Source organism: Photobacterium aphoticum (assembly GCF_001029435.1).
Lineage (GTDB): Bacteria > Pseudomonadota > Gammaproteobacteria > Enterobacterales > Vibrionaceae > Photobacterium > Photobacterium aphoticum.
In genome coordinates this window covers 26,847-48,342 of sequence record NZ_LDOV01000022.1, presented here as the reverse complement: position 1 = coordinate 48,342, position 21,496 = coordinate 26,847, and the positions used below count along the sequence as shown (strand labels likewise).

General features: G+C 49.1%; 27 protein-coding genes. 12 read left to right on the top strand and 15 right to left on the bottom strand.

Features of this window, described 5'->3' with window-relative positions:
- The first annotated feature begins 84 nt into the window (after positions 1 to 84).
- The 4 genes from ABT58_RS12160 to ABT58_RS12150 are packed head-to-tail and all read left to right on the top strand — an operon-like array spanning position 85 to position 1,523.
- Positions 85 to 453 (top strand): hypothetical protein, encoded by a 369-nt coding sequence (locus ABT58_RS12160; protein ID WP_047874682.1) that lies wholly within the window; start codon positions 85 to 87, stop codon positions 451 to 453.
- 51 nt (positions 454 to 504) lie between these two features.
- A complete protein-coding gene (locus ABT58_RS24075; RefSeq protein ID WP_146147180.1) occupies positions 505 to 690 on the top strand; it encodes a hypothetical protein in 186 nt (61 codons plus the stop codon).
- 1 nt (position 691) lies between these two features.
- A complete protein-coding gene (sodN, locus tag ABT58_RS12155) occupies positions 692 to 1,201 on the top strand; it encodes a superoxide dismutase, Ni (protein ID WP_047874681.1) in 510 nt (169 codons plus the stop codon).
- A gap of 31 nt (positions 1,202 to 1,232) precedes the next feature.
- A complete protein-coding gene (locus tag ABT58_RS12150; RefSeq protein WP_047874680.1) occupies positions 1,233 to 1,523 on the top strand; it encodes a S24 family peptidase in 291 nt (96 codons plus the stop codon).
- Between the two features lie 13 nt (positions 1,524 to 1,536).
- Here ABT58_RS12150 and ABT58_RS12145 read toward each other — a convergent pair whose 3' ends face one another.
- The 3 genes from ABT58_RS12145 to ABT58_RS12135 all read right to left on the bottom strand — a co-directional run bounded on the left by ABT58_RS12145 (position 1,537) and on the right by ABT58_RS12135 (position 3,760).
- Positions 1,537 to 2,211: a DsbA family oxidoreductase gene (locus tag ABT58_RS12145; RefSeq protein WP_047874829.1), complete on the bottom strand. Its 675-nt coding sequence runs from the start codon at positions 2,209 to 2,211 to the stop codon at positions 1,537 to 1,539.
- Between the two features lie 41 nt (positions 2,212 to 2,252).
- The gene (locus ABT58_RS12140; RefSeq protein ID WP_047874679.1) at positions 2,253 to 3,137 is read right to left on the bottom strand and encodes a glutathione S-transferase C-terminal domain-containing protein; all 885 of its coding nucleotides are present in this window, start codon (positions 3,135 to 3,137) and stop codon (positions 2,253 to 2,255) included.
- A gap of 83 nt (positions 3,138 to 3,220) precedes the next feature.
- Positions 3,221 to 3,760, bottom strand: coding sequence for an NADPH-dependent FMN reductase (locus ABT58_RS12135; protein ID WP_047874678.1), 540 nt, complete (start codon positions 3,758 to 3,760; stop codon positions 3,221 to 3,223).
- A 262-nt stretch (positions 3,761 to 4,022) separates the two neighbouring features.
- Here ABT58_RS12135 and ABT58_RS12130 point away from each other — a divergent pair, with 262 nt between their 5' ends.
- Positions 4,023 to 4,919 (top strand): LysR family transcriptional regulator, encoded by an 897-nt coding sequence (locus tag ABT58_RS12130; RefSeq protein WP_047874677.1) that lies wholly within the window; start codon positions 4,023 to 4,025, stop codon positions 4,917 to 4,919.
- 111 nt (positions 4,920 to 5,030) lie between these two features.
- Here ABT58_RS12130 and ABT58_RS12125 read toward each other — a convergent pair whose 3' ends face one another.
- Together ABT58_RS12125 and ABT58_RS12120 are read right to left on the bottom strand one after the other, a co-directional pair.
- Positions 5,031 to 6,023, bottom strand: a complete 993-nt coding sequence (locus tag ABT58_RS12125; protein ID WP_047874676.1) for a PDDEXK family nuclease — start codon at positions 6,021 to 6,023, stop codon at positions 5,031 to 5,033.
- A gap of 231 nt (positions 6,024 to 6,254) precedes the next feature.
- Positions 6,255 to 7,067: a bifunctional 5,10-methylenetetrahydrofolate dehydrogenase/5,10-methenyltetrahydrofolate cyclohydrolase gene (locus tag ABT58_RS12120; protein WP_047874675.1), complete on the bottom strand. Its 813-nt coding sequence runs from the start codon at positions 7,065 to 7,067 to the stop codon at positions 6,255 to 6,257.
- 253 nt (positions 7,068 to 7,320) lie between these two features.
- Here ABT58_RS12120 and pepE point away from each other — a divergent pair, with 253 nt between their 5' ends.
- Entirely contained in the window at positions 7,321 to 8,052 is a 732-nt protein-coding gene (gene pepE / locus ABT58_RS12115; protein WP_047874828.1) for a dipeptidase PepE, read from the top strand.
- A gap of 70 nt (positions 8,053 to 8,122) precedes the next feature.
- Here pepE and ABT58_RS12110 read toward each other — a convergent pair whose 3' ends face one another.
- Together ABT58_RS12110 and ABT58_RS12105 are read right to left on the bottom strand one after the other, a co-directional pair.
- Entirely contained in the window at positions 8,123 to 8,722 is a 600-nt protein-coding gene (locus tag ABT58_RS12110) for a GNAT family N-acetyltransferase (protein WP_047874674.1), read from the bottom strand.
- Positions 8,723 to 8,934: 212 nt separating this feature from the next.
- Complete coding sequence (locus ABT58_RS12105) at positions 8,935 to 9,861, bottom strand: LysR family transcriptional regulator (RefSeq protein ID WP_047874673.1); 927 nt, start codon at positions 9,859 to 9,861, stop codon at positions 8,935 to 8,937.
- A 146-nt stretch (positions 9,862 to 10,007) separates the two neighbouring features.
- Between ABT58_RS12105 and ABT58_RS12100 the strand changes: the two genes are divergently transcribed.
- Genes ABT58_RS12100 through ABT58_RS24485 form a run of 5 tightly spaced genes read left to right on the top strand, consistent with a single transcriptional unit; the run spans position 10,008 to position 14,949 of the window.
- The gene (locus tag ABT58_RS12100; RefSeq protein ID WP_047874672.1) at positions 10,008 to 11,432 is read left to right on the top strand and encodes an aspartate ammonia-lyase; all 1,425 of its coding nucleotides are present in this window, start codon (positions 10,008 to 10,010) and stop codon (positions 11,430 to 11,432) included.
- A gap of 8 nt (positions 11,433 to 11,440) precedes the next feature.
- Positions 11,441 to 12,862: an MmgE/PrpD family protein gene (locus ABT58_RS12095; RefSeq protein WP_053063069.1), complete on the top strand. Its 1,422-nt coding sequence runs from the start codon at positions 11,441 to 11,443 to the stop codon at positions 12,860 to 12,862.
- 11 nt (positions 12,863 to 12,873) lie between these two features.
- Positions 12,874 to 13,386, top strand: a complete 513-nt coding sequence (locus tag ABT58_RS12090) for an asparaginase domain-containing protein (protein ID WP_047874671.1) — start codon at positions 12,874 to 12,876, stop codon at positions 13,384 to 13,386.
- Positions 13,387 to 13,410: 24 nt separating this feature from the next.
- On the top strand, positions 13,411 to 14,811 hold the full coding sequence (locus tag ABT58_RS12085) for a sodium:solute symporter family protein (protein WP_047874670.1): 1,401 nt from the start codon (positions 13,411 to 13,413) through the stop codon (positions 14,809 to 14,811).
- 12 nt (positions 14,812 to 14,823) lie between these two features.
- Positions 14,824 to 14,949 (top strand): hypothetical protein, encoded by a 126-nt coding sequence (locus tag ABT58_RS24485; protein WP_268248398.1) that lies wholly within the window; start codon positions 14,824 to 14,826, stop codon positions 14,947 to 14,949.
- A gap of 111 nt (positions 14,950 to 15,060) precedes the next feature.
- Here ABT58_RS24485 and ABT58_RS12080 read toward each other — a convergent pair whose 3' ends face one another.
- Together ABT58_RS12080 and ABT58_RS12075 are read right to left on the bottom strand one after the other, a co-directional pair.
- A complete protein-coding gene (locus ABT58_RS12080; protein ID WP_047874669.1) occupies positions 15,061 to 15,639 on the bottom strand; it encodes a cytochrome b/b6 domain-containing protein in 579 nt (192 codons plus the stop codon).
- A 154-nt stretch (positions 15,640 to 15,793) separates the two neighbouring features.
- Entirely contained in the window at positions 15,794 to 16,309 is a 516-nt protein-coding gene (locus ABT58_RS12075) for a hypothetical protein (protein WP_146147179.1), read from the bottom strand.
- Between the two features lie 353 nt (positions 16,310 to 16,662).
- Here ABT58_RS12075 and ABT58_RS12070 point away from each other — a divergent pair, with 353 nt between their 5' ends.
- Positions 16,663 to 17,592 (top strand): WYL domain-containing protein, encoded by a 930-nt coding sequence (locus tag ABT58_RS12070; protein ID WP_047874667.1) that lies wholly within the window; start codon positions 16,663 to 16,665, stop codon positions 17,590 to 17,592.
- A 108-nt stretch (positions 17,593 to 17,700) separates the two neighbouring features.
- Here ABT58_RS12070 and ABT58_RS12065 read toward each other — a convergent pair whose 3' ends face one another.
- The 6 genes from ABT58_RS12065 to ABT58_RS12040 all read right to left on the bottom strand — a co-directional run bounded on the left by ABT58_RS12065 (position 17,701) and on the right by ABT58_RS12040 (position 21,476).
- A complete protein-coding gene (locus ABT58_RS12065; protein ID WP_047874666.1) occupies positions 17,701 to 18,027 on the bottom strand; it encodes a hypothetical protein in 327 nt (108 codons plus the stop codon).
- A gap of 218 nt (positions 18,028 to 18,245) precedes the next feature.
- On the bottom strand, positions 18,246 to 18,743 hold the full coding sequence (locus ABT58_RS12060; RefSeq protein WP_229821650.1) for a hypothetical protein: 498 nt from the start codon (positions 18,741 to 18,743) through the stop codon (positions 18,246 to 18,248).
- 114 nt (positions 18,744 to 18,857) lie between these two features.
- Entirely contained in the window at positions 18,858 to 19,466 is a 609-nt protein-coding gene (locus ABT58_RS12055) for an HAD family hydrolase (RefSeq protein ID WP_047874825.1), read from the bottom strand.
- Positions 19,467 to 19,503: 37 nt separating this feature from the next.
- Positions 19,504 to 19,914 (bottom strand): VOC family protein, encoded by a 411-nt coding sequence (locus ABT58_RS12050; RefSeq protein WP_047874665.1) that lies wholly within the window; start codon positions 19,912 to 19,914, stop codon positions 19,504 to 19,506.
- Between the two features lie 63 nt (positions 19,915 to 19,977).
- A complete protein-coding gene (locus ABT58_RS12045) occupies positions 19,978 to 20,757 on the bottom strand; it encodes a transporter substrate-binding domain-containing protein (RefSeq protein WP_047874824.1) in 780 nt (259 codons plus the stop codon).
- Positions 20,758 to 20,855: 98 nt separating this feature from the next.
- Positions 20,856 to 21,476, bottom strand: coding sequence for a TetR/AcrR family transcriptional regulator (locus tag ABT58_RS12040; protein WP_047874664.1), 621 nt, complete (start codon positions 21,474 to 21,476; stop codon positions 20,856 to 20,858).
- Positions 21,477 to 21,496: the final 20 nt, after the last annotated feature.

Sequence of the window (21,496 nt, the reverse complement as noted above, 5' to 3'; positions counted from 1 at the left end):
AATTGTTCACTTTCCATTCGCAATCCCGTCTATTTTTTGCTTTACTATCACAACAAATGAGAAATAGAATGATTCGCATTAACAATGATTGAAAAGTGGAAATCCCTCACCAAGCAAGCACAATGTTGCTTTCACCACCAAAACTATCGCCAGTCGATCACACTCAATCGGCAGGCTCTGGAAAATGCCCAGCAGGTGTTTACTGACTATTTTGCCGACGATCCCGATGACGCCGTCGCGATGATGCTCGTCAGTTATTTGAACCTTATCGATAACTATGAAGCCATTAATGATCGCTTAGTGTGTGAAAACCTTTTTGATCAATCCTTCGCCTTTTTCCAGCAGTGTAACCCGCCAGAAGATTGTGGTGCTCACCATTGCGTGCTCATGCGAGGGCTGAATATGTGGCAAAAAGCCCGCTATGAGTATCTACACCGAATCCCATTGAGCTAATTCCTGCACACGTTGTGCAATGCCTCTCTTACCCAACAAGGAGTAAAGTAAGTGAAAAGCCTAATGATTGTTTGTTTGACCCTTTTTGCCAGTGGCGCCCTCGCCCATGCCGGCCATGACCACCAGCACTGGACCAGCGATATTATCCATTTAGTTGCGATAGGTGCGGGTTTGTCTGTCGCAGCCTTGGGTGGCTATTTACTGCTTCGTAAACGCGCAAACAAAAAGGAGCAATAAGATGCTGCATAAACTATTAACCGCCTTTGATCGTCAGCACCCTCTGCCTACCGTTTCAGCCCACTGCGATATTCCGTGCAAGATCTATGATCCGATCAGTGCGCAATTGTCGGTACTTACGATGATCCGTCTGTGTGATTTAATTGATGAACTGGCCACCAAGCCCGCGTTGACAATTCAAGATCAGGCACAGCTTGCGCGTTTAGTGGCGCAAAAAGAGCAGCACGGTATCGAGCTAAAACAGCAAGTCACCGTTATTTGGGGAGATTACTTCAAACAGCCACAGTTTGACCAAGTGGCGGGTGTGCATGATTTGGTACACCGCATTATGCTGCAAGCATCCAAAACCAAACAGCATGTGGTTCGGGCGCATGCACTGGAATTGCTGGAGTTAGTAAATCAATTTGCTGAAGCCTTCTGGCTCACCAAAGGCGTGAAAACCTTCCGTGCTCAGTGCCCTTACCCGACAGAGCAAATCGTGGCTTATCCTGCACTGTCGCCGCAAAGCTAACCGACATTAAACGACACGCAGGCATTCCACCATGTTGTTTATCTTAAAAGTCACGGGGAGCAGTATGCTCCCTGTTTTTCAACCGGGCGATTTCGTGTTGATCTCTCGGTGGTTTCGCCATTTACAGGTTGGGGATGATGTCGTGATTAACCATCCCCACTATGGCCGCATCATTAAACGCATCGCCTGTGTGCATACTAACCAGTCACTCACTTTAACGGGCTTGCATGCCAGCAGTGTCAGTAGCACAGACATGGGAACCATTTGCCCCACTCAGGTGGTCGGGAAAGTCCGTTACACGGTGTCACTGACTTCTGATTAAAGAAGACGGGTGATCACTGGATGCTGGCTTGAATCTCTGTCATGGCTTCACGCAACTGTACCAACGACACCGCGCCCGGAATCGCCCATTGCTGATTGATCACCAGCGTAGGCGTCGAGTTCACGCCGTATGCCTCGGCCAAGGCTTTGTCTTGAGCGATCTCTTGCTGGCGCTGTGGATCGGCCATGTCCTGACGAAAACGCGTGCCGTCTAAACCGATTTCTTCCGCCACTGCGACCAAAACGTCTTCATCGGCAATGTTGCGGTTCTCATGCAAATGCGCATGGGTAATGGCATCAAAATAATCCCAATACGTGGCTTGCGCGCCCTTTTCTCCCGGCTGTTGCGCTGCCGCTTTACAGGCCACTAACCCAGGGGTAGAAATCGGATAATCAAACGATTGAGCACGCATGCCCGCCACATTAATACGCTGAGCATCATCGGCTTTCGCACACTGTTCCCAATGGCCCATAATGATGCTTTTCGCTTGTTCGACCGAACCAAATTTATCGATTTGATCAGCGCGCGTTGCTGTTAATGCAAAAGCATGGTGATGAATATCCAAATCAAACTCTGTCGCCAGTTGGCGCAAACGTGGAGAAAGCACGTAACACCAACCACAAATTACATCGTGGAAAAAATCAATACGTAAGGCCGGTTTCATGGCTTGTTTCGTTTGTTGTTTCATAGCTTGGTTCATGGCTTCTTATTTCCGTTTTTCACTCACATTCATAGCCAGTCAAGCTGCGGCCCCGCAGGCACAATGCCGTAAGGATTAATGTGTTTGTGCGAAAAGTAGTAATGCTGTTTCATGTACTCAATATCTAACGTGCTGCGAATACGCGGATCCGCCACCAACTCACGCATGTAACGGTACAAATGAGTGAATGCACGCAATGGCTTTTTATTGGCTTTAAAATGCACCTCGTACACGACTTCAAAACGCACGAGTGTGGGTAGCAAAAACAGATCCGACAGCGTAACTTGCTCACCAAATAAATACTTAGATTGGCTTAACCGTGCATCCAGCGTTTCTAACGCGGCAAACAAACTCTCGCTGGCCTCATCGTAGGTCGCTTGATCGGTCGCAAACCCCACTTGATAAACCTTGCGGTTCACATTGACATGCAGCCAGGTATTGAGTGTTTCAATGGCTTCACGTTGTGCGGCGGGCACCAACTCCACCGGATGTTTCGCCAGCGGTAACCAGCGAGTCGCCAAATCCATCGCCATCGCCGCCGAGTCATTACCGACAATTTGCTGCGTCTCTTTGTCCCACAGCACAGGCACGCTCACCACGCCGGTGTAATCTGGCTTGGCTTTCAGGTACAGATCTGCCAACTTTGGTCGGCCATAAATCGGATCGGCATGCTCAGTATCAAACTCCCAGCCATAGTTGTATCGCTTTGCTGCGACTGAAGAGACAGAAATCGCCTCATCCAATCCCAAATAATTGATCACCAAGTACGGACGATGGGCAAACGGGCACGCCAATGACATGTATAAATGGTAACGGCCTGCGACCACGGTTTCCGGTAACGCAAATTGGTCTTCATGGTCCAATTCATTCGCATTTTTGTTGGGATACCAAATACCTTGCTCTAATACTGCCATTGGATGTTCCTTCTCGGTGATTGTCTTGCTTCGGTCTTTTCTATTTATAGATCATGTTTCTATAAACCCGTTTGCTAACTCGCTTACAGTGCCGCTTCAAAAGCCGCCATTTGTGCTTTTAGCTCTGCGGTGGTTTCAACATCAAACGCACCGTCTTGGAACTTGTCATAAAAACCGCCCAGGCTGTACACGCCTTTTACGTCACCGCCCCACCATGGCATCAGCTCTGACAGTGTTTTCAGGTTGGTGGCACCACCGTTTGCACCCGGAGATGTGCTCACCAATAGCACCGGCTTTTTCTCATCACCGAAGAATGACGTACCTTGTGGTGCCACACGAGACAACCAGTCAATGGCGTTTTTCAAAAATGCCGGCATTGAACCGTTGTGTTCCGGCGAGGCAATGATCAACGCATCGTACGCATTCAACTTTGCACGAAGTTGCAACGCCGCATCCGGTACACCTTGGCCTTCCACATCCAACCCATACATTGGCAAGGCGTAATCGTTCAGGTTCAGGATATCCACTTGGGTCTCTGACGCCTGTGCCGCTAATGCCTGAATCAATGGTGCGTGGATAGACTGACTGTTGTTGCTACCGGTAAATGCAAGAATCTTTTTCATGGAATGACCTCTGTGTTCTTTTATCGCGTTATGCGTTCGGCTAAACGGTCGCTGCGTGATTCGGCGCCGTGCCCTTCAATGACGATAAGAATAATTGACTCACAAAGGTGAATAAACTCTATAATGGTGACTATATTGTTTACCAAATCGGAACAATAGATCACCTTAATCCGCGTAGACTATTGCCAACCGAAGTGGCATCTACATCTGAATCACCGCTTCAATCGATAAATACTGATAGAAACCGCACCATGAGGATCACATGGATAAAATCAGAGCCCTTACCGTCTTTCGCCGTGTGGTTGAGCTTGGCAGCTTTGTCGCCGCTGCTGACGATTTAAACCTGTCCAAAGCCGCCGTCAGCCGTAATATCAATGAATTAGAAAGTTATTTGGGTTGCCCGCTCATTAACCGTACAACGCGTCATCTGCACATTACCGATAACGGCCAGCTGTATTATCAGCAGGTCTGTAATGTGCTGGATGCGTTAAAAAATGCCGACCAATCCGTGATTGAGTCATCGCACACATTGAAAGGGAAACTGAAGATCAGCGCACCGATGTCGCTGGGCATTGTGGAAATCAACCCGATCATTTGTGCCTTCATGCAAGAGCACCCGGAACTGACTATTGAGTTGGTGATGAGCGATGAATACATGGATTTGATCGAACAAGGCGTCGATGTCGCTATTCGAGGAGGCGGAGAGTTGGGTAATTCCAGTCTGCGTTCCCGTAAACTGTTCGATATTCGCCGTGTGCTGTGTGCTGCACCGGCCTATATAGCAAAAGCGCCGGCCTTTGATTCACCGGATGACATCGTGAACCATGCTCTGCTCAGTTATAGCCTGTCATCCACCGCACGACGTTGGACGTTCAAGAGAGACAATGAAGTCAGAACCATTGATTTGCCGCCCAGCACCTACATGGTCAACAGCGGCTTGGCGCTGACACAAACCGCCTGTGCGGGACACGGTATCGCCCTGCTGCCGGATTTCTTTGTGGAAAAAGCCATTGCGTCAGGGGAATTGGTAGAGTTACTGCCAGAATGGCAAATGGATAAACACGCGTTGTATGTGGTGTATCCGTACCATAAAGAACAGTCGCAAAAAGTACGCGCTTTGATTGATTTTGTGGTGAAGCATTTTGAGGAAAGGCGTTGAGCATGAAGCCAACTCTACTACGAACCATTAACATGCTGACCAAGGAAAAGGAGCGACAATCGCTCCTTTTTTATGTCACTCACTGGCGCAAACGGCCATTCGTTTTTACGTCTAGCTCTCGACTTTCTCTACTGTAATGCCATAAGGCTGCATTGCGTCTAGCAAACGAGGAATGTTGTCGCCCCACTGGTTGGAAATCACCACATCTTCGCCAGAAGCCAATGTCAGTTGATCGGCCGGTGCGCTGTACCAGCGATCCAAATTGTTGGCCGGAACTTCACTGATCAATGACACCACGCGTTTCAGGTTATACGGCTGCAATACCGCATTGATCGCCTGCAAGCTGCTTGGCTGATGTGATTGAATCCAATGGGACAACACCGCAAACGCCAATTTACGCTTGTTATACACCTGCCCTTGGAATCGGTATTTGGTGTAGTCTCGTTTACCTTTACGGCTCACACGTTGCTCGTCGCGCTTTTCACGAAACTTCACTTGATACTCTTCCAGTTCGGGTACCGGAATGATCTGTTCCGCGTTAATCAGCACATCGTCCTTGTAACGGTACGGCGTCAATCGCACACAGCTGATGTCGATGCCTTTATCCCGTAACCACAAGACAGAGGTCGTCAGTTCTTTTCCGAAATCTGCCGAAGCCAGCACAATGCGCACATCGTTACCAAAATCATCCAGACTGCTTTCGTCCAGATCAACAAAATCCAGCAACACCTCGCGGGCATTTTGTTCGCTACCCGCTTTTTGCAAATAGCGCTGAAAATACTCACACGCTTTATCAAAGGTCATGGTCGAAATCATCGCCGCATAACGCAAAGCCTGCAGCTCCATGTGGGCGCCAATTTCATCACGCTTGAGCTCGATCACCACTAAGTTGGCGTTCTTATCAATCGCCAGCAAATCAATACGTCGGCGGCTGTCTTCCCAATCTGAAAATTCTTCAGCAATCACCAAACAATCTGGCGCAATGGCATGAATACTGCCTTTCAGGGCTTCTTGAAGATCCTGACGCTCTTGCAAGCCTTCTGCGGCAAACGTGGTGGGAGTCAGTGCGGTCAGGTGTTTATTCGCAATATTGTAGAGACTCATAGAGATAACAGTCTGTTTTTAGCATAGAGAACAATGATGGGCGCGGAGTATACCTGAAGTCACTCCCCTGTCACTACCATGCCTCGCTCACATAACAATAAGCACCTAAAAATACGCTCGTAAAAATAACCAAACAGAAACAAGCAAACAAAAAAATGCCCCGTACGTTTTCACGCGCGGGGCAGTCTCTTTGGTATCAGCGAATTTCAATAAAGCTGATGCCGTCAGCGATTAACGCTGCTTCATTTCACACAGTTTGATGGCGTTACCCAACACGTGCAGGCAAGTCAGACGGCCTACGCCACCCGGTACCGGCGTAATCGCCGCAGCGGATACCACGTCTTCATGATGTTTAACATCACCCACCAGCTTGCCATCAATACGGTTAATGCCTACATCAATGATCAACTGGCCTTCAACAAACTGGCTGTTGTCCAGTGTGCCGTGGAAACCGGTCGCCACCACAATCACGTCGAACTGAGTCCAGTCCACAGCAGCCAAATCTGAGCGGCTATTAAAGCTGGATACCGTGCTCTGACGGTTGATCAGTTCAATCGCCAGTGGTTTACCAACGATGTTACTGCGACCCAATACGGCCACTTTCAGGCCTGCGAAATGGTTCTCGCCGTAATGGTTGTCGATGATGTCGATCACCGCTTGTACCGTACACGGCAACACAACGTTATTGCCCAAGACAAGCTGGCCCAGTGTCTCAGAGCCGAAGCCGTCTACGTCTACCGCTGCTGGTAGATCTGGCGCCACCAAACCATTTGGTAATGGCAATTGGAACAACATTGGGTGATCGGCATTGGCAGCCAAAACGTCTAGATCCGCCTGCGTGGTGCCGGCTTCATCCAGCGTGATGTGCTCACACGGCAAGCCTAGTTCATCGAACAGGCGAATTTTATTGCGCACATACACTTTACTGGCTGGATCGTCACCTACCGTCACAATGGTAAGTTTTACATCGAATTTTTCCGCGTCAATTTTGGCTTTCAGCGCGGCCATTTTTGAATCGTACAGGCTACTAATTACGTCTTTCATGATACTCACTGCTGATTTTGGTTATTCCCTCGTTCGCTCGATTTTACTCCAACACCAGTATTGGGCAACCCAAGTCTGCCTTGATGGCTGATTTTGCTGAAATAACCGATTAAGTCATACAAAAGCGTTCAAAACACGACCACTCACACTGTTACAGCAACATGTTGCGAATTTTTGTGCTGCCATTCACCTTTCTGACAGAGAACTTGCGCTAGGATGCAGGCACTGGTTTTTCCCAACAAGAGAATAGATGATGGATCTCTTACTTCTGAGCAATGGCAAAGTCGCTGGCAACACCAAGGTGATGGAATTTGCCCTGCCTGCAATTACCGAGTTGTTAACCCGTAAAAACGTAAAAAATGTTGTGGTGATCCCGTATGCGGTGATCCGTGGCAGCCATGACGATCGTACCGCGATGGTCGCAGAGAGCCTGAGTCATCTAGACGTTAACGTTACTGGCCTGCACCGTGCCGAAGACCCAGTTGAAGCCATTCGCCAGGCAGATGCCATTATTGTCAGCGGCGGCAATACTTGGGTATTGAACAAAACCCTGCACGACCAAGGACTGATTGGCCCAATCCAACAAGCCGTTATGCAGCGCGGTGTGGCTTACATCGGCTGGAGTGCAGGTAGCGTGATCAGTGCACCAACCATTCGCACCACCAACGACATGTGCATTGTCAGCGCGGCGATTACGCCATCGTTGGGCTTTGTGCCGTTCCAAATCAATGCGCACTACATTGATGCGACCATTGAAGGCCACATGGGGGAAACCCGTGACGAGCGTATTGAAGAGTTCCTGATTGTGAACCCGCATCAATCCGTGATCGGTATTCCGGAAGGTTCATGGCTGGCCGTTTCTGGCGAGACCATGACGTATGAATCGGCGAACGAGAAACCGCTGCATTGGTTCCGTTTGAATCAAGAACGCAAAATCGTGGCACCGGGCACGGATGTGACAGAGTTGATGGCGCTAGACTGCTAATCAGCCGCTACATGCCTGTAAAACGCAAAAAGCACAACGCCTTGTTGTGCTTTTTTGTCTGTGTCGCATTTTATCGATGTCGCTTTTTCGGCAAACGCACCATCGGGATCATTAACGGGAAGTCTTTCACGCGCACTTCATCCATCACCTCGAACCCTTGTCGTTGATAAAACCCCACATTCATCGGGTTTGAGCACATCAGGTACGCCAGCTGCATCTGCTCATCACACACTCGTGTGACGCTTTCCATCAACGCCGTTCCCGCGCCCTGCCCGCGTGCCGTACTTTCCGCGCCAATAAGCGGTAAATACCAATGTTGACGATGAGGCTGATACGGGGTCAGTTTCTCGCCCAGCAACGCCAGCGTATCATGCAAGTCGGGATTGATCGTTTCAGTGATCAACGATTCCATCATCGGCTCGTCCGGCGTCACACCCGGCGGCAGCCACAATGCCCCACAACCGTTATGGTAAAGCGCCGTCCCAGCGGCAAAGGCTTTTCCCCCACTGGCCATCGTCCATTTTGGCATCGTGTTAATGTACACATCGTTATCCGGCCAGCACCAACGCATCGCCGGATCCGTGGCAAAACCGAGTACAATACTGATGATCACTTGTGATTGCATATCGTCAGGTACCCGATAAGACAATTCGATGTCACTACCCACCATCGCATACCTCTTTTACTTTTCAGGTGTTGCTCGGGCCCCCTTCGGTTGTATCCCCAAAAGAGTTGTGTGCCCTCAGCACCTGAACGCTAATCAAAACGTCTATCTAAGATAATTATCTACTGCTCTGCAAATTATGGCGTATTTAAAGTAAAAAAATGTTGAATAGTGGGAGCGATACCGCTTTATTTCACCGATTTAAAAGCAGATCGTGATCACAATAATTTCCAACTCTCGGGCAGGAAGCCCTCAAATTTCTTCGCAATGATGCTTTTCATCTCATCAGCCAGCAATAGCGAGAAGCTTTCTAATTCATGGCCCCGTGTCGCAATCGCCAAGCTTCGGCTCAATCCCGGCTCCGGTAACGGCATCACCTGAATGTTATCCAGCATCGCCATGTTATGGGCTAAAAAGACCGGCGTCGCTAACGTCCAGCCTAAACCTGCATCAATCAGCTCTAATACGGTATCAGCCCGCGAGGTTTCAAAACGCGTGGCAGGATTGAGCTTGCGCCACTTGAACCAATCGAGTGTTTGCGACCCTGTCGGTGAGGCGCTGGTATAAGAAATATAGTGTTCGTTATTACAAAGGGACTTGAGGGATTGCTCTGGCCACGACTTCGGCATAATCGCCAAATATTTCTCTGTCAGGATCGGCGTGATCGTGATGTTGCGGGACGGCTCAAGGTGATTCATAGTCAGGATAATATCCAGATCGCCGAGCTTCAGTTTTTCTAATAGCGACGGGGCTAAACCCGTTACCAAACTCACGTGATTCACTCGCGGCTCAAGAAATTGGAACAGATCCAAACCAATCACATTGACCAGCGAATCAATCATGCCCACCCGTAAACGCATCATTTGGTGATTGTCTAAGGCATGGATCCGCTCTTCCGCACGTTTACTCTCCGCGATGAATTTTGCCCCAAATTCATACAGTTCATGCCCTGCCAGCGTCGGTCTTATCGGGCGTTTGCTGCGATCCAGCAACTGGGTGTTTAAGTTGTTTTCTATGTTTGAAACGAGCTGTGACACTGCCGATTGTGTTTGTGATAACTGCTCAGCCGCTGCACTGAACGACCCCGTATCTATCACCGCAATCAAGGCTTTCAGGTGGCGTAAATCGAAATTAAACTTTTTCATGGCCCAACACTATTAGAAAAACTACTAGAGAATATTACGATAATTCCTACTGATCGGTAGGCGATCAAGCTCCCATTTTCGTTTCGATAAATTCACTACATTGTGTGCCAACAACGTTAATTATCAGATTATCAGGAACAAACACTATGCGTATCGAAACTGACTTTTTAGGCGAAATGGCAATGGATGATGCGGTGTACTACGGCATTCAAACCGAGCGCGCCAGACTGAATTTTGCGGTTTCAGGCCGACTTGCCTCAGATGTGCCTTACTACATTGCTTCTATCGCGGTACTCAAGCAAGCCGCCGCCAAAGCCAACCACGCGATTGGGGCACTGGATAAAGCCCAAGCAGATGCGATTGTACAGGCGTGTGAAGAAGTGATTGCCGGCAAATTCGCCGATCAATTCCCGATTGATGTGTTCCAGGGCGGTGGCGGCACCTCTTCCAACATGAACATGAATGAAGTACTGGCTAACCGTGCCAATGAAATCTTAACCGGGCAAAAAGGCTACGATGCGGTACACCCGAATACGCACGTGAACATGGGTCAGTCCACCAACGACGTGATCCCAGCGGCGATGAAAGTGACCAGCTACCAAGCGGTCAACGGGCTAATTGATGAAGTCGCTAAACTGGAAGCGGTACTGGCACAAAAAACCGAAGACTTTGCCGACATCGTGAAGCTGGCGCGCACCTGTTTGCAAGATGCCGTACCAATGACGTTTGGCCAGCAGTTCAGCGGTTACTACCACCAGGTTAAACGCCTGCACCAAGCGCTGATCACTGCTAACCGTGGCAACTTAGAACTGCCTTTGGGCGCAACGGCTGTGGGTACGGGGCTGTCTACCCACGAAGGTTATTTAGACCGTGTGTACGAAGAGCTGCAAGCATTGACTGACACCCCGTATGTGGCAGAAGAAAACTTCTTCGATGGCCTGCAAAACGGTGACGGTTACTTAGAAGTCGCAGCGCAGGTGAAAAAGCTGGCGGTGTTCCTGTCAAAAATGGCGACCGACTTCCGCATTCAAAGCTCTGGCCCTCGCGCCGGTTTCAATGAACTGATCCTGCCAGCCGTGCAGCCGGGCTCTTCTATCATGCCGGGTAAGATCAACCCTGTAATGCCAGAGCTGGTTAACCAAATCGCCTATCAAATCATTGGTAACGATACGGCTATCACCATGGCTGTAGAAGGCGGCGAATTGGATTTGAACGTATGGGAACCGGTGATCATCAAATCCCTGTTTGAATCTATCCAGTTGCTGACCAATACCCTGCCACTGTTTATCGAGAAATGTATTGCGGATATCGAACCTAACGTTGACGTCGCCCGTGAATACGCAGAGAAAAGTACCGCGCTAGCAACAGTGATTGCCTCTCTGTTTGGCTACAAAGTGGGTTGTCAGGTGGCAAGCGCAGCATTTGATCAGAACAAGCGCGTACGTGATGTGGTGCTGGAGCAAGGTATCCTGACACCAGAACAAGCCGATTACCTGCTGGACCCAATGGTAATGACGGATCCTGCGAAAAGTGCGGCTGCTATTCGCCGTTACCAGGAAGAACAACAATGAGCACATCGATGAATACCAACACACAGAATACCAGCGCAGAGAGTACCCGCACACACCAACCGTTTTTAGCCCAACTGGCGCAATGGTGCTGTGACTTGACGTTAGATGCGATTCCCACGGAAGCGTTAGACGTGGCACAAACGGCGATGATTGATTACTTCGCCGTGACAATCCCGGGCAGTGACATGCCCGTATCAAAAAACATTCAGGCGTTCGTCGGCGGCCGCGTGACACAGGGACCATGTCGTATTCTGGGCACCGAACAAACCGCCAGCATGGCCTACGCCGCGTATGCCAATGGTGTGGCCTCTCACGCCTTAGATTTTGATGATGTCAGCTGGGCAACCATTGGTCACCCTACGGTCACCATTGCCCCAGCGGTCATGGCGGCGGCAGAAAGCGTGATGCTGAATCAAGACCTTCTGGGTGATGAGGCTCTGCTCGGTGATGAAGCGCTGCTGGCCTACGTGACGGCCATTGAAGGACAACACAAAATTGCCCGCCTGCTGATGCCTAACCTGTCTGAACAAGGTTGGCACACCACACCGGTGATTGGCATTTTCGGTGCCGTGATTGCGGCAGCAAAAGTGCTGAAGGTCAATGCTCACACGTTAAGCCATGCATTGGCGATTGCGGCCTCCATGGCATCTGGCGTACGCGGCAACTTTGGCAGCCAGACCAAAGCCCTGCATGCGGGTATGGCCGCCTTTAATGGCATCAATGCGCTGGAATTGGCGCAATTGGGTGTCACCGGTCGTATCGATGTGCTGGAAAATGCCGATGGCTTTGCCGCGTGTTTTACTGGCCTGACGCTGGATGCTCCTTCGGTAGCCAGCATGACAGAATGGGACATCCTCACCCCGGGCGTCGTGTTCAAACAATACCCGTGCTGCAGCGGCTCTCACCCAGCGATTGACTGTTTGACGGATGCTATCGAACACCACGGTATTCAGGCCGATAACATTGAACGCATTGACGTGGGTGTCAGCTTACTTGGCCCGCGTGAACTGGTCTGCAATGCCCCGACTAACGCCATTGAAGCGAAATTCTCAATGCAATATGCACTGGCCGCACGCCTGCATTATGGTCAAGTGGGTCTGTCACAGTTTACCGATCAAGCCGTACAGGATGAGACGATTCAGGATTGGATCCGCCGTATTCATATGGAGATTGATCCGGAACTGGCTAAGCTCGGTTTTATTGGTACCGCACCAGCAAAATTGGCTATTACCACCAAAGACGGTAAGACATTGCACTTTGCCAATGACTTAGCCAAAGGCAACCCGGAAAAACCGTTGTCTGAGCAAGATATCGCCCACAAGTTCTTCCAGTGTGTGACCCCGATGTTGGGTGAAACACGCACGGCTAGCTTGTACGAGAATCTTAGCCAGCTTCGCACTACGCCTATTTCAACAATAATAAAACACTAACAGGCCTGACTATGTACCCTACCCATTCGACAAGCGCACAAAAAGTCCACCTGATCACCACCGGTGGCACCATCGACTCGTATTACGATATCGATGCCTGTACCGTTTTTCCGCTCTCGGAAAGTCCGATTCCGGCGTACTTGAAAAAGTATATTCGTCTGGATGACAACAAGCTGCAGCACACCCCTATTTGCTGCAAAGACAGCCGAGAGATTGACGAGCACGATCTTAGCAGCATCTATCAGTCCATTCTGACGAATGACAGCCGCGCCCATGTGATCACGCACGGTACTTTCACCGTGTTTGACAGCGCCCGCAAACTCAAAGCCATGCTGGGTGATAACAACCGTCATACCGTGGTGTTCACCGGTGCCATGTGGCCACTGGAAGGCTTCAGCCTCAATGACGCCGCTTTCAATCTGGGCGCCTCTATCATGGCCGCTAAATGCTCCGCCCCCGGCGTGTATGTGGTGTTCTTTGGTGAAGTCTACGATGTGGAAGCGATGGAGTCGCTGCACGCATAATATCTGTGATGTAAGGAGAACAGGATGAACTCTGCTATTTTTGTCATCGTCGTGTATCTGATGATACTCGTCGGCATTGGCTACTACTACTCACAGAAAGTCTCCAATATGGATGACTTCGCAGTGGCAGGACGTAACATTGCTTGGCCCATTTTATTGGCATCCAGCGCCACGTCCATGATTGGTGGTGGTGCGTCTATCGGTACGGTATCAAAGGCAACCACCATCGGCGCAGGGATCGGCTTAGCGGCCTGTGCATGGTATTTAAGCTTGGTTTACTCTGGCATGTATATCGCGCCAAAACTACGAGGGTTGAAATTTTCGACCATTGGCGATTTCTTCGCCCATAAGTACGGCACGTTTTCACGCTATTGGATTGGGATTGTCTCGTTTGTATTTTGCATGGGCATTGTCGCGGCACAGTTTGCAGCCATCGGTAATATCTTCCAGTCCGTTCTGGGGATCAATGCAACCGTTGGTATCTGCATCGGCTTAGTCGTTGTGGTCGCCTATACCTCTCTGGGCGGCATGACCAGCATTATGCGAGTGGATGTATTCCAATTCTTACTGCTGGTTTGTGTTTTCTTAGGGATGTGTATTTATGGCTTATATCAGGTCGGTGGCTATGGTCCGCTTCTAGAACGCTTACCTCAAGATTTCACCGGTTGGACGGGGACATGGTCAGTACCAAAACTCATCAGCGTCTTTGCCGCCTTCTTCTTAGGTGAATTACTTGCACCGTACTTTGTACAACGCATGTATTCAGCCAAAGATGAGAAGAACGCAAAATACGGTGTGACAGGTGCAGGTTTATTCATGATCTTCTTCCTGCCAATCACCATGGTAACCATTGGCTTCATTGCTTACGTGGAAATTCCCAACGTCAATGGAGAAACGGCATTGGTCGATTTGGCTGGGGCATTGCTACCGGCACCTTTGGTTGGCTTAGTAGCCGCCGCCATTCTGGCCTGCATCATCTCGTCATGTGGGGCAATCCTGAGTTGCTGCTCCATCATCGCCACCAAGGATTTCTATGAGCGTTTAAGCAAGAAACAAGAAATCACCTCGGCAGGACTGCTCAAGATTGGCCGTGGCGCAACACTGGCCATCAGCCTGATTGCCTGCTTCTTAGCCATCCAGATCCCAAGTGTGATTGATCTACTGCTTTATTCCTACGCCATGTGGGCACCGGCAGCGGTCCTCCCTATTGCACTTGGCGTCAGCCGTCATTACCGCTCGGAGAAAATCTACGCCGTTGTGGCTTCGTCCATTATCGGTAGCCTGATGTCATTAACCTGGTTGATCATGGGCCAACCATGGGAGATTGATGCGGGTGTGGCAGGGTTCGTGGTCGCAGTCATCGTCTACTTTGTGGTGCCAGCGAAGCACACAGAATCGATGCCAAAAATCTTACAGCCTGCTTAACGGAGACATGCTATGACTTTTGTTTACACCCTATTATTCGGGTTAGCCATCTGTGCCGTCGTCATGGTGATTGCTGCCATTGGTTTAACGCCAGTGATTGAACGTCGTCAGGTACAAGCCCCCACTCAAGACAAGTAATCCTGTCGAGCGTCTTAACACAATGCCCCCCGTCACCTTTGGTCACGGGGGCATTTTTTATCGGTGTATTGCTTATGTGTTTATCTGTTTATTTATCTATCTGTTATTTATCTATTTTTCATCAAGTTGGCCGTGCTTTTTGCTTGATAGATAAATATGCAGCAAACCTAATCCACCGTGACCCACGATGTAGGCTTCGATCAATCCGGTCAGCATTTTGTGCAGATCTTTCGCTTCATGAGCAAGAGCACTGTCCGTTAACCACAGTCCGAGCCAAATGGCCCCAGAGGCGGCAACCAATAACCCTGCGCCCAGCCCGAGTCCTTGCACACAGGCCGCTAACCCCTGAGGCTTAGCATCCGGCAGTTTTCGCTGCCGAAGCTGGGCAATGTCAGACTGAATTTGTCGCCAATCTCCCCATAAATAAGGATAAAAATACCGAAAACCGTGGGTACGTAATTCCACCAGCGTAAACGCAATGATCAACAGTAAAAATACACAGCCAAAGCCAATATGTGCCCATGTGGAAAACTGGGCCACGGCGGTATCTCGTATTACACCTTGCTTATTAATGTGCATCCCATTGCTCAATAGTAATTGAGCAAGAGCGATGAACATCACGGTATAGTGGATATGACGAATATGGTGAGGAAACTTGGTTTGAAAATAACGAGTGAATGCATGGATCATCAACTGACCTCCAACATGATGATGTGCAACTCAATATACGCCGACCTTGATATCTGTAAAGCATAAAATAAAAAGCCCTCGGAACACGTCCAAGGGCAACTTTATGCAACAAAAATAATACGCACCGCGTTCAACGGGCGCGATAGGCCATTAACTACTCGCCACCCAGTAATTCATAACAACAGTCTTCACAGATCCGATCACTGTCTAAGAAGCTCCTCGGATAACGCTGTTCGCAGACGGAACAGCTGGGAAACTGTTGTGTATCGGCCAGCAATACCAATAATGCCTCTATGGCGCTTGCCACTTCACACGCGGTAAACACGCGCTGGATATGCCAGCGTTGTTCCGGATAGGCATCCTCATGTGGGATCAACTCACACACTTTCAACACGATCGGCTTAAAGTTCGCATCTCGGCATGGTGAGTCATTCTTCGGATTGTCATTGGTACCGAAAAAATCAATGGGCATCAGCGAACTCATACGCACATAACACTGCGGGCTTTGCAGATGTTCAATCCGTAAATAGGTTTCACGGGCAATATTTCGGGCCAGCATAGCGCTTTCCACATAGACCCACACACCTTGAAGCAGATGCTCGTCTAAACACACCGCGCCTTGTACCAACCCCTCATAGGCTATGCATAACTGCTTATCTGTTAATTCCAATGCGTTCATCCCTTTTGTCTCAACAGAACCTATGCCTCTTGAACATAACTCAAAAATGCATGTCTATGGCGGCGGCCTATTTTCCATATTCATAGCAAAAACTCACCCGCAAAATCTTCTTTTTTCGCTCGCAAAACAAGCAGTTGAACTCTGCGTCTACGTTTTTTATTGAACACTGTTTACCATCGTACAAAAATCACTCAAATACTGATAATGAGGATAGCTATCTCATAATTTGTTGATCAAAGATGGCATAAAAGAAGAGACAAAGACAGAATGAACCATGAATTGGACTTGCATCTACTGCTTTTCGGTATATATTAAGGGCAACCAAAAGTACTGGATAAATAACCATGACTCTTCACAACGACAACCATTCTACGGACATCAGTGCCGACATTGCGAACAAGTTGAATGCAATTGGTTCTGCACAGCGTGAGCGCCTCGCATTCATTGACTTTGCTTTGTATTTTTTCGGGGAAGTCACCCGTAAGGATTTGATTGATCGTTTTGCTGTCGGTCATGCTGCGACAACCCGCGACTTAGCCCTGTATAAAGAGTTGATGCCTGACAACCTGAAGTTAGACATGCGCTCAAAAAAGTACTTTAAACAGCCAGAATTTCAGCCACTGTTCACGCTGGATTTACACAAAACCTTAGCCACCATTTCACTGGGTTACGGTGATGGCTTTGCCGGTCATCAGGCCTTCCCGATTAACTGTGAGACCCCGATTTCATTAACCGTGCCACGCACACCCGTGATGGCGGTACTCTGTGAAGGGATCTACCGCAACCGTCTGATTGAGATCGATTACATGTCGGCGTCCAGCGGCCAAAGTACCCGCGTGATCGCGCCACACAGTTTGGTGGATACCAGTAAACGCTGGCACGTCCGTGCCTTTGACCGTAAGAACAACCAGTTCATGGATGTGGTGTGTAACCGTGTCTTGTCTGCGCGCATTATTGAACAGTCGCCAGATACCCATGAAAGCATCGAAGCGGATCGTCAGTGGCAAAAATACATTGAGCTAGAGCTGATCCCCCACCCTAAGCTGCATAATCCACAAGCCATTGAGCTGGATTACGAAATGCAGGACGGCAAGTTAGTGATTGAATCCCGTGCAGCATTAGCGGGCTATTTATTGCGTAAGTGGGAAGTGGATTGCAGCCAAGACGGTTGCTTAAATGAATATGTGGGCTACCAGCTGGCACTGAATAATCCGCAAGCACTGTACCAAGTAACCAGCGCCATGTTAGCCCCTGGCTATAAAGCCGAAGAATAAGCTGACTCACGTACTCTTACGCATATGTTCTGAATGGCTAACAATGCACTAAAAAATGGCCACCTTTCGCTGAGCGACAGGTGGCCTTTTTTAAGATGTTTTCGTGTGCTATTTCGGGATGTTAAACCGCTTCTCACCATTACAGACAAACGTGAAATAGCGTTGGCGCTCATTAAAGGATTCAAACCCTTCCCCTTCACAATACGCCCCATTCAGTTCGTGCATATACGCCAGTGTCGCTTGGTCTTTTACCGTGAAGTAGCTGTTGTTTTCACAACGGACGCGAATTTTACCATCGTCACCTTGTGAATAAGATTTCACGTCAGAGCCACATAAGGTAAAACTGGCTTCAACGTAATCATCCGCACGCTCGTCTACCGACTTGCTACAGCCTACAGCCAATAAAGACAAAATAATCACTATCCATTGTTTCATCGCTACCGCCTTACACCGAACAACAAAGTTTCTGCCTATTTATCAGTGTAGTGCGTATGCATAAATTTGATGTAGGAATACGGCGTTTTTGTCTTTATTCGTGACTTTTCTTACTTTTGCAGGCTTTACTGAACCCTGAGCGAACCGTGCTTACCAGCACTTATCAGAACGCACCTATAGCGCGAAAGTGAAGATGCGGATAAAGGCAAAGATAAAGATTAGCCATTCATGCGACGCTTCTTGCCCGGCTTGTCATCAATACGGCGGCGATGCCACACCGAATAATGACGCAACCCGGCAGGCCCGTGGGCAATAATCACTGACATCAGCAATACCGTGATAAACAACGCGGGTTTGTGCGCGGGCAACCAATAAAAACTGCCGATCAAGGCCAGTTTCACATAAGTCAGCACACCTTTTAATTGAATCAGCCACAAACGGGATTGGCGAATTTCCACCAGCGTCATCAGCACACCGGTCACCATCGCCATGATCCACCAGTGAATCCACAATGATTTATCGACACCGTATAAAATACCGCCCGCACTGCCTGCGATACCCAAAATATGCAATGCACGAATGGCGGTTTTGCTCAGACGTTGGATCCAAAAGCGCGTTTCAGATAAGCCAAATTGCTCAGTCTCAGTGTGCTTGTCACGATGTGAAGCCTGACGTTGCGAGGCAGAGCGAGAGGAAGAATCGGAGGTATTTTTCATGATTTGTATCGGGTATGGCAACAATGCGTGCAAGCATACCCGTTCTGACAGGATGTGTCTCTATTTCGCCACGATTTGGTCAACAGTGGACGGGGGCATTCGCGTTAATCGCCGTTACTCACCGCCTCTTGGGGCTTTTACCAACACGCCCAATTTGCCGTCTTCTACCATCATGCAGTCCATACCGGCAGCCAACGCGGCTTGCTGACCCAGCAAAGTGTCTTCAAACACCAAACATTGTGCGGGTGCGATCCCAACCCGTTTGGCGGCTTCCAAAAACGTATCGGGATCCGGTTTATGGTTTTCCACATCATCCGCCGTCACGAGGGCATCTAAGTGAGGGTAAATCCCGGTTTCCGTCAGCAAGGGTTCCGCATTCATCAGCCGACATCCGGTACCGACAGCAATTTTCTTGGTGTCTTTGTATGCCATCAACAGCTGATAAGTCTCGGGAATCACCTCCCCTTTAAAATCCAGATCCTCAAAATACTGGCACTTGGTATCCGCCAATTCCTGAGGGTCAAAATGCTGTTCCCACTGATGGTTAATGGCCTGTGCCGTTTTAATGGTTGGCGAACCCCCTAAGGCATAAAACCAATTCGCATCAAACGGGATTTCGTACTGCTCACACGTTTTTCGCCACGCTTCAACATGCGCAGGCATAGAGTCAATTAGCGTGCCATCCATGTCGAAAATCAGTGCGTGATACTGTGATAAATCCATCATCCTCTTTCACCTTCAATACGCTTGTAGAATTCGTTTAATCGGTGTGCTTCAGTTGCAATAAATCCCATTTATTGCCGTAGAGATCCTGAAACACCACAACGGTGCCGTAAGCTTCTTCTCGCGGCGCTTCGTTGAACACCACACCTTTGGCTTTCATGTCTTCATAATCACGCCAAAAGTCATTGGTTTGCAGAAACAAAAACACGCGACCACCGGTTTGATTACCCACTGCTTGTTGTTGCGCGTCATTGCTCGCTTGTGCCAACAGCAAATTCGTGCCGTTTGAATTGGGCGGAGACACTTGCACCCAACGCTTACCGCCGCCTAAGTCGGTGTCTTCCACCAAGGTAAATTGTAGCTTCTGGGTATAAAAGGCGATGGCATCGTCGTAGTTATCCACCACAAGGGCGATATTGCCAATTTGCTGTTTGATCGGTTGAGACATAGTGTGTTCTGCAATTCAAAAATCGATGTATATCATTTTAGTGGCTGGATGCATACCGCCCCATTACTTCACCTCTAATTTGACCAATCCCCACTTCTTCGCAATGCGATCAAAAAAGCCCTGCACTCGTTTGAGTTCAATCCAATGATTAACGTAATTGATCCACTCCTGATCGCCTTTAGGTAACAACATGGCTATCGGCGTGGGTCGACGCATGCCATCCACGCGGGCAATACTCAGTTGCGGGTAACGCTGCACTAATGTCGCAGCTTCAATGTTGGAGGTAATGATAGCGGTAGACTTGTTTTCCAGCAGATACTGATACCCTTGGCTTGGTGAGTCCAAGCTGTGTTGGCGGGATTTGGGCAGGAGCTCTTTAACTATCGCTTGCTGCACGGTACCGGTTGTGGACGTGATCACCACCGATGGCGAATTGAAATCACTCCATTTACGAAAGCGATTGACGTTATTCTTCTGAATCACCGGCACAAATGCCAGATAGAAGTAGGTATCGCTGTAACCCACTAAGCGCGCCCGCTGCATATTCAGTGATGCACTGCCGGTCATGTCGTATTTTTCTGTGATCACGCCATTTACCAGCGTTTTCCACGTGGTCGGCACATACTCGACCGTCACCCCCAAATCTTTGGCCAATTCAGTGGTAATGTCGATATCAAACCCGCGATAGAAATTGGTGGCCGGATCACGCATGGTCATCGGGCTCCAGTCACCGGTGGTCCCAACCCGTAGCACCCCGCGATCAGTGATGTCTGATAAACGAGAAGCAGCGCTGGACGAGGCGTAAAACAACAAAAAGAGCACCGGCAGGAAACAGAAAAACATCACAGATAAATGACGATGCCACGTATTACGCAATACCCCAGTGCCCATAAAGACTCCTGATAACTTCCATCTACACAGTCGTCTTTAAAAGATAGCAGTTATTTATCTTTGTATTTTTCACTTTTATAGCCATGCAGGAACATCTCGACGCAAGAGGCCAAATACGCTTTGCGCTCGGCATCGCTCTCTTGCCCTTCTTGCCCCAAATAAGCCCAATAAACCGAACGGCCATGAAACATCATCAGCAATTGCAATGCCGCATGCTGGCAGTTCAAGTGCGATACCAATACGCCCTTTTCCACCAAATGTGTCAGGTACGCCGCCACCATGTGTGTGGTGTATTCTGGACCGGCATGTAAATACACGGCAGCCAGTTCCGGATGACTTTCACTTTGCCGAACTGCGGTTTTATACGTGTTTTTCGCTTCATCCGTTAACAACATGGACTGAAAACGCCAGGCAAAATCACACAAGACTTGCTCTGGCGAACGCGGATCATCCATCAAACTGATGTCTAACTGGTTATCAGAACAGCAGGCACGAATACATGTATCAAACAGCTCGTCTTTGGTTTTAAAGTGGGCATACACGGTTTGTTTCGACACTTGCGCTTTAGCCGCAATGGCTTCCATGCTGATCCCATAGCCCTGCTCGACAAACAAGGCCGTGGCCGCTTGTAAAATTTGCTCTCGCTTTTGCGCACTTCTTGGTGTTAACACATCATCACCCTTTATTCACA

Bases quoted from the DNA above. Each gene is read 5' to 3' on its own strand.
- ABT58_RS12160 (WP_047874682.1), top strand. From the start codon at position 85: ATGATTGAAAAGTGGAAATCCCTCACCAAGCAAGCACAATGTTGCTTT.
- sodN (WP_047874681.1), top strand. From the start codon at position 692: ATGCTGCATAAACTATTAACCGCCTTTGATCGTCAGCACCCTCTGCCT.
- ABT58_RS12150 (WP_047874680.1), top strand. From the start codon at position 1,233: ATGTTGTTTATCTTAAAAGTCACGGGGAGCAGTATGCTCCCTGTTTTT.
- ABT58_RS12145 (WP_047874829.1), bottom strand. From the start codon at position 2,211: ATGAAACAACAAACGAAACAAGCCATGAAACCGGCCTTACGTATTGAT.
- ABT58_RS12140 (WP_047874679.1), bottom strand. From the start codon at position 3,137: ATGGCAGTATTAGAGCAAGGTATTTGGTATCCCAACAAAAATGCGAAT.
- ABT58_RS12135 (WP_047874678.1), bottom strand. From the start codon at position 3,760: ATGAAAAAGATTCTTGCATTTACCGGTAGCAACAACAGTCAGTCTATC.
- ABT58_RS12130 (WP_047874677.1), top strand. From the start codon at position 4,023: ATGGATAAAATCAGAGCCCTTACCGTCTTTCGCCGTGTGGTTGAGCTT.
- ABT58_RS12125 (WP_047874676.1), bottom strand. From the start codon at position 6,023: ATGAGTCTCTACAATATTGCGAATAAACACCTGACCGCACTGACTCCC.
- ABT58_RS12120 (WP_047874675.1), bottom strand. From the start codon at position 7,067: ATGAAAGACGTAATTAGTAGCCTGTACGATTCAAAAATGGCCGCGCTG.
- pepE (WP_047874828.1), top strand. From the start codon at position 7,321: ATGGATCTCTTACTTCTGAGCAATGGCAAAGTCGCTGGCAACACCAAG.
- ABT58_RS12110 (WP_047874674.1), bottom strand. From the start codon at position 8,722: ATGGTGGGTAGTGACATCGAATTGTCTTATCGGGTACCTGACGATATG.
- ABT58_RS12105 (WP_047874673.1), bottom strand. From the start codon at position 9,861: ATGAAAAAGTTTAATTTCGATTTACGCCACCTGAAAGCCTTGATTGCG.
- ABT58_RS12100 (WP_047874672.1), top strand. From the start codon at position 10,008: ATGCGTATCGAAACTGACTTTTTAGGCGAAATGGCAATGGATGATGCG.
- ABT58_RS12095 (WP_053063069.1), top strand. From the start codon at position 11,441: ATGAATACCAACACACAGAATACCAGCGCAGAGAGTACCCGCACACAC.
- ABT58_RS12090 (WP_047874671.1), top strand. From the start codon at position 12,874: ATGTACCCTACCCATTCGACAAGCGCACAAAAAGTCCACCTGATCACC.
- ABT58_RS12085 (WP_047874670.1), top strand. From the start codon at position 13,411: ATGAACTCTGCTATTTTTGTCATCGTCGTGTATCTGATGATACTCGTC.
- ABT58_RS24485 (WP_268248398.1), top strand. From the start codon at position 14,824: ATGACTTTTGTTTACACCCTATTATTCGGGTTAGCCATCTGTGCCGTC.
- ABT58_RS12080 (WP_047874669.1), bottom strand. From the start codon at position 15,639: ATGATCCATGCATTCACTCGTTATTTTCAAACCAAGTTTCCTCACCAT.
- ABT58_RS12070 (WP_047874667.1), top strand. From the start codon at position 16,663: ATGACTCTTCACAACGACAACCATTCTACGGACATCAGTGCCGACATT.
- ABT58_RS12065 (WP_047874666.1), bottom strand. From the start codon at position 18,027: ATGAAACAATGGATAGTGATTATTTTGTCTTTATTGGCTGTAGGCTGT.
- ABT58_RS12060 (WP_229821650.1), bottom strand. From the start codon at position 18,743: ATGAAAAATACCTCCGATTCTTCCTCTCGCTCTGCCTCGCAACGTCAG.
- ABT58_RS12055 (WP_047874825.1), bottom strand. From the start codon at position 19,466: ATGGATTTATCACAGTATCACGCACTGATTTTCGACATGGATGGCACG.
- ABT58_RS12050 (WP_047874665.1), bottom strand. From the start codon at position 19,914: ATGTCTCAACCGATCAAACAGCAAATTGGCAATATCGCCCTTGTGGTG.
- ABT58_RS12045 (WP_047874824.1), bottom strand. From the start codon at position 20,757: ATGTTTTTCTGTTTCCTGCCGGTGCTCTTTTTGTTGTTTTACGCCTCG.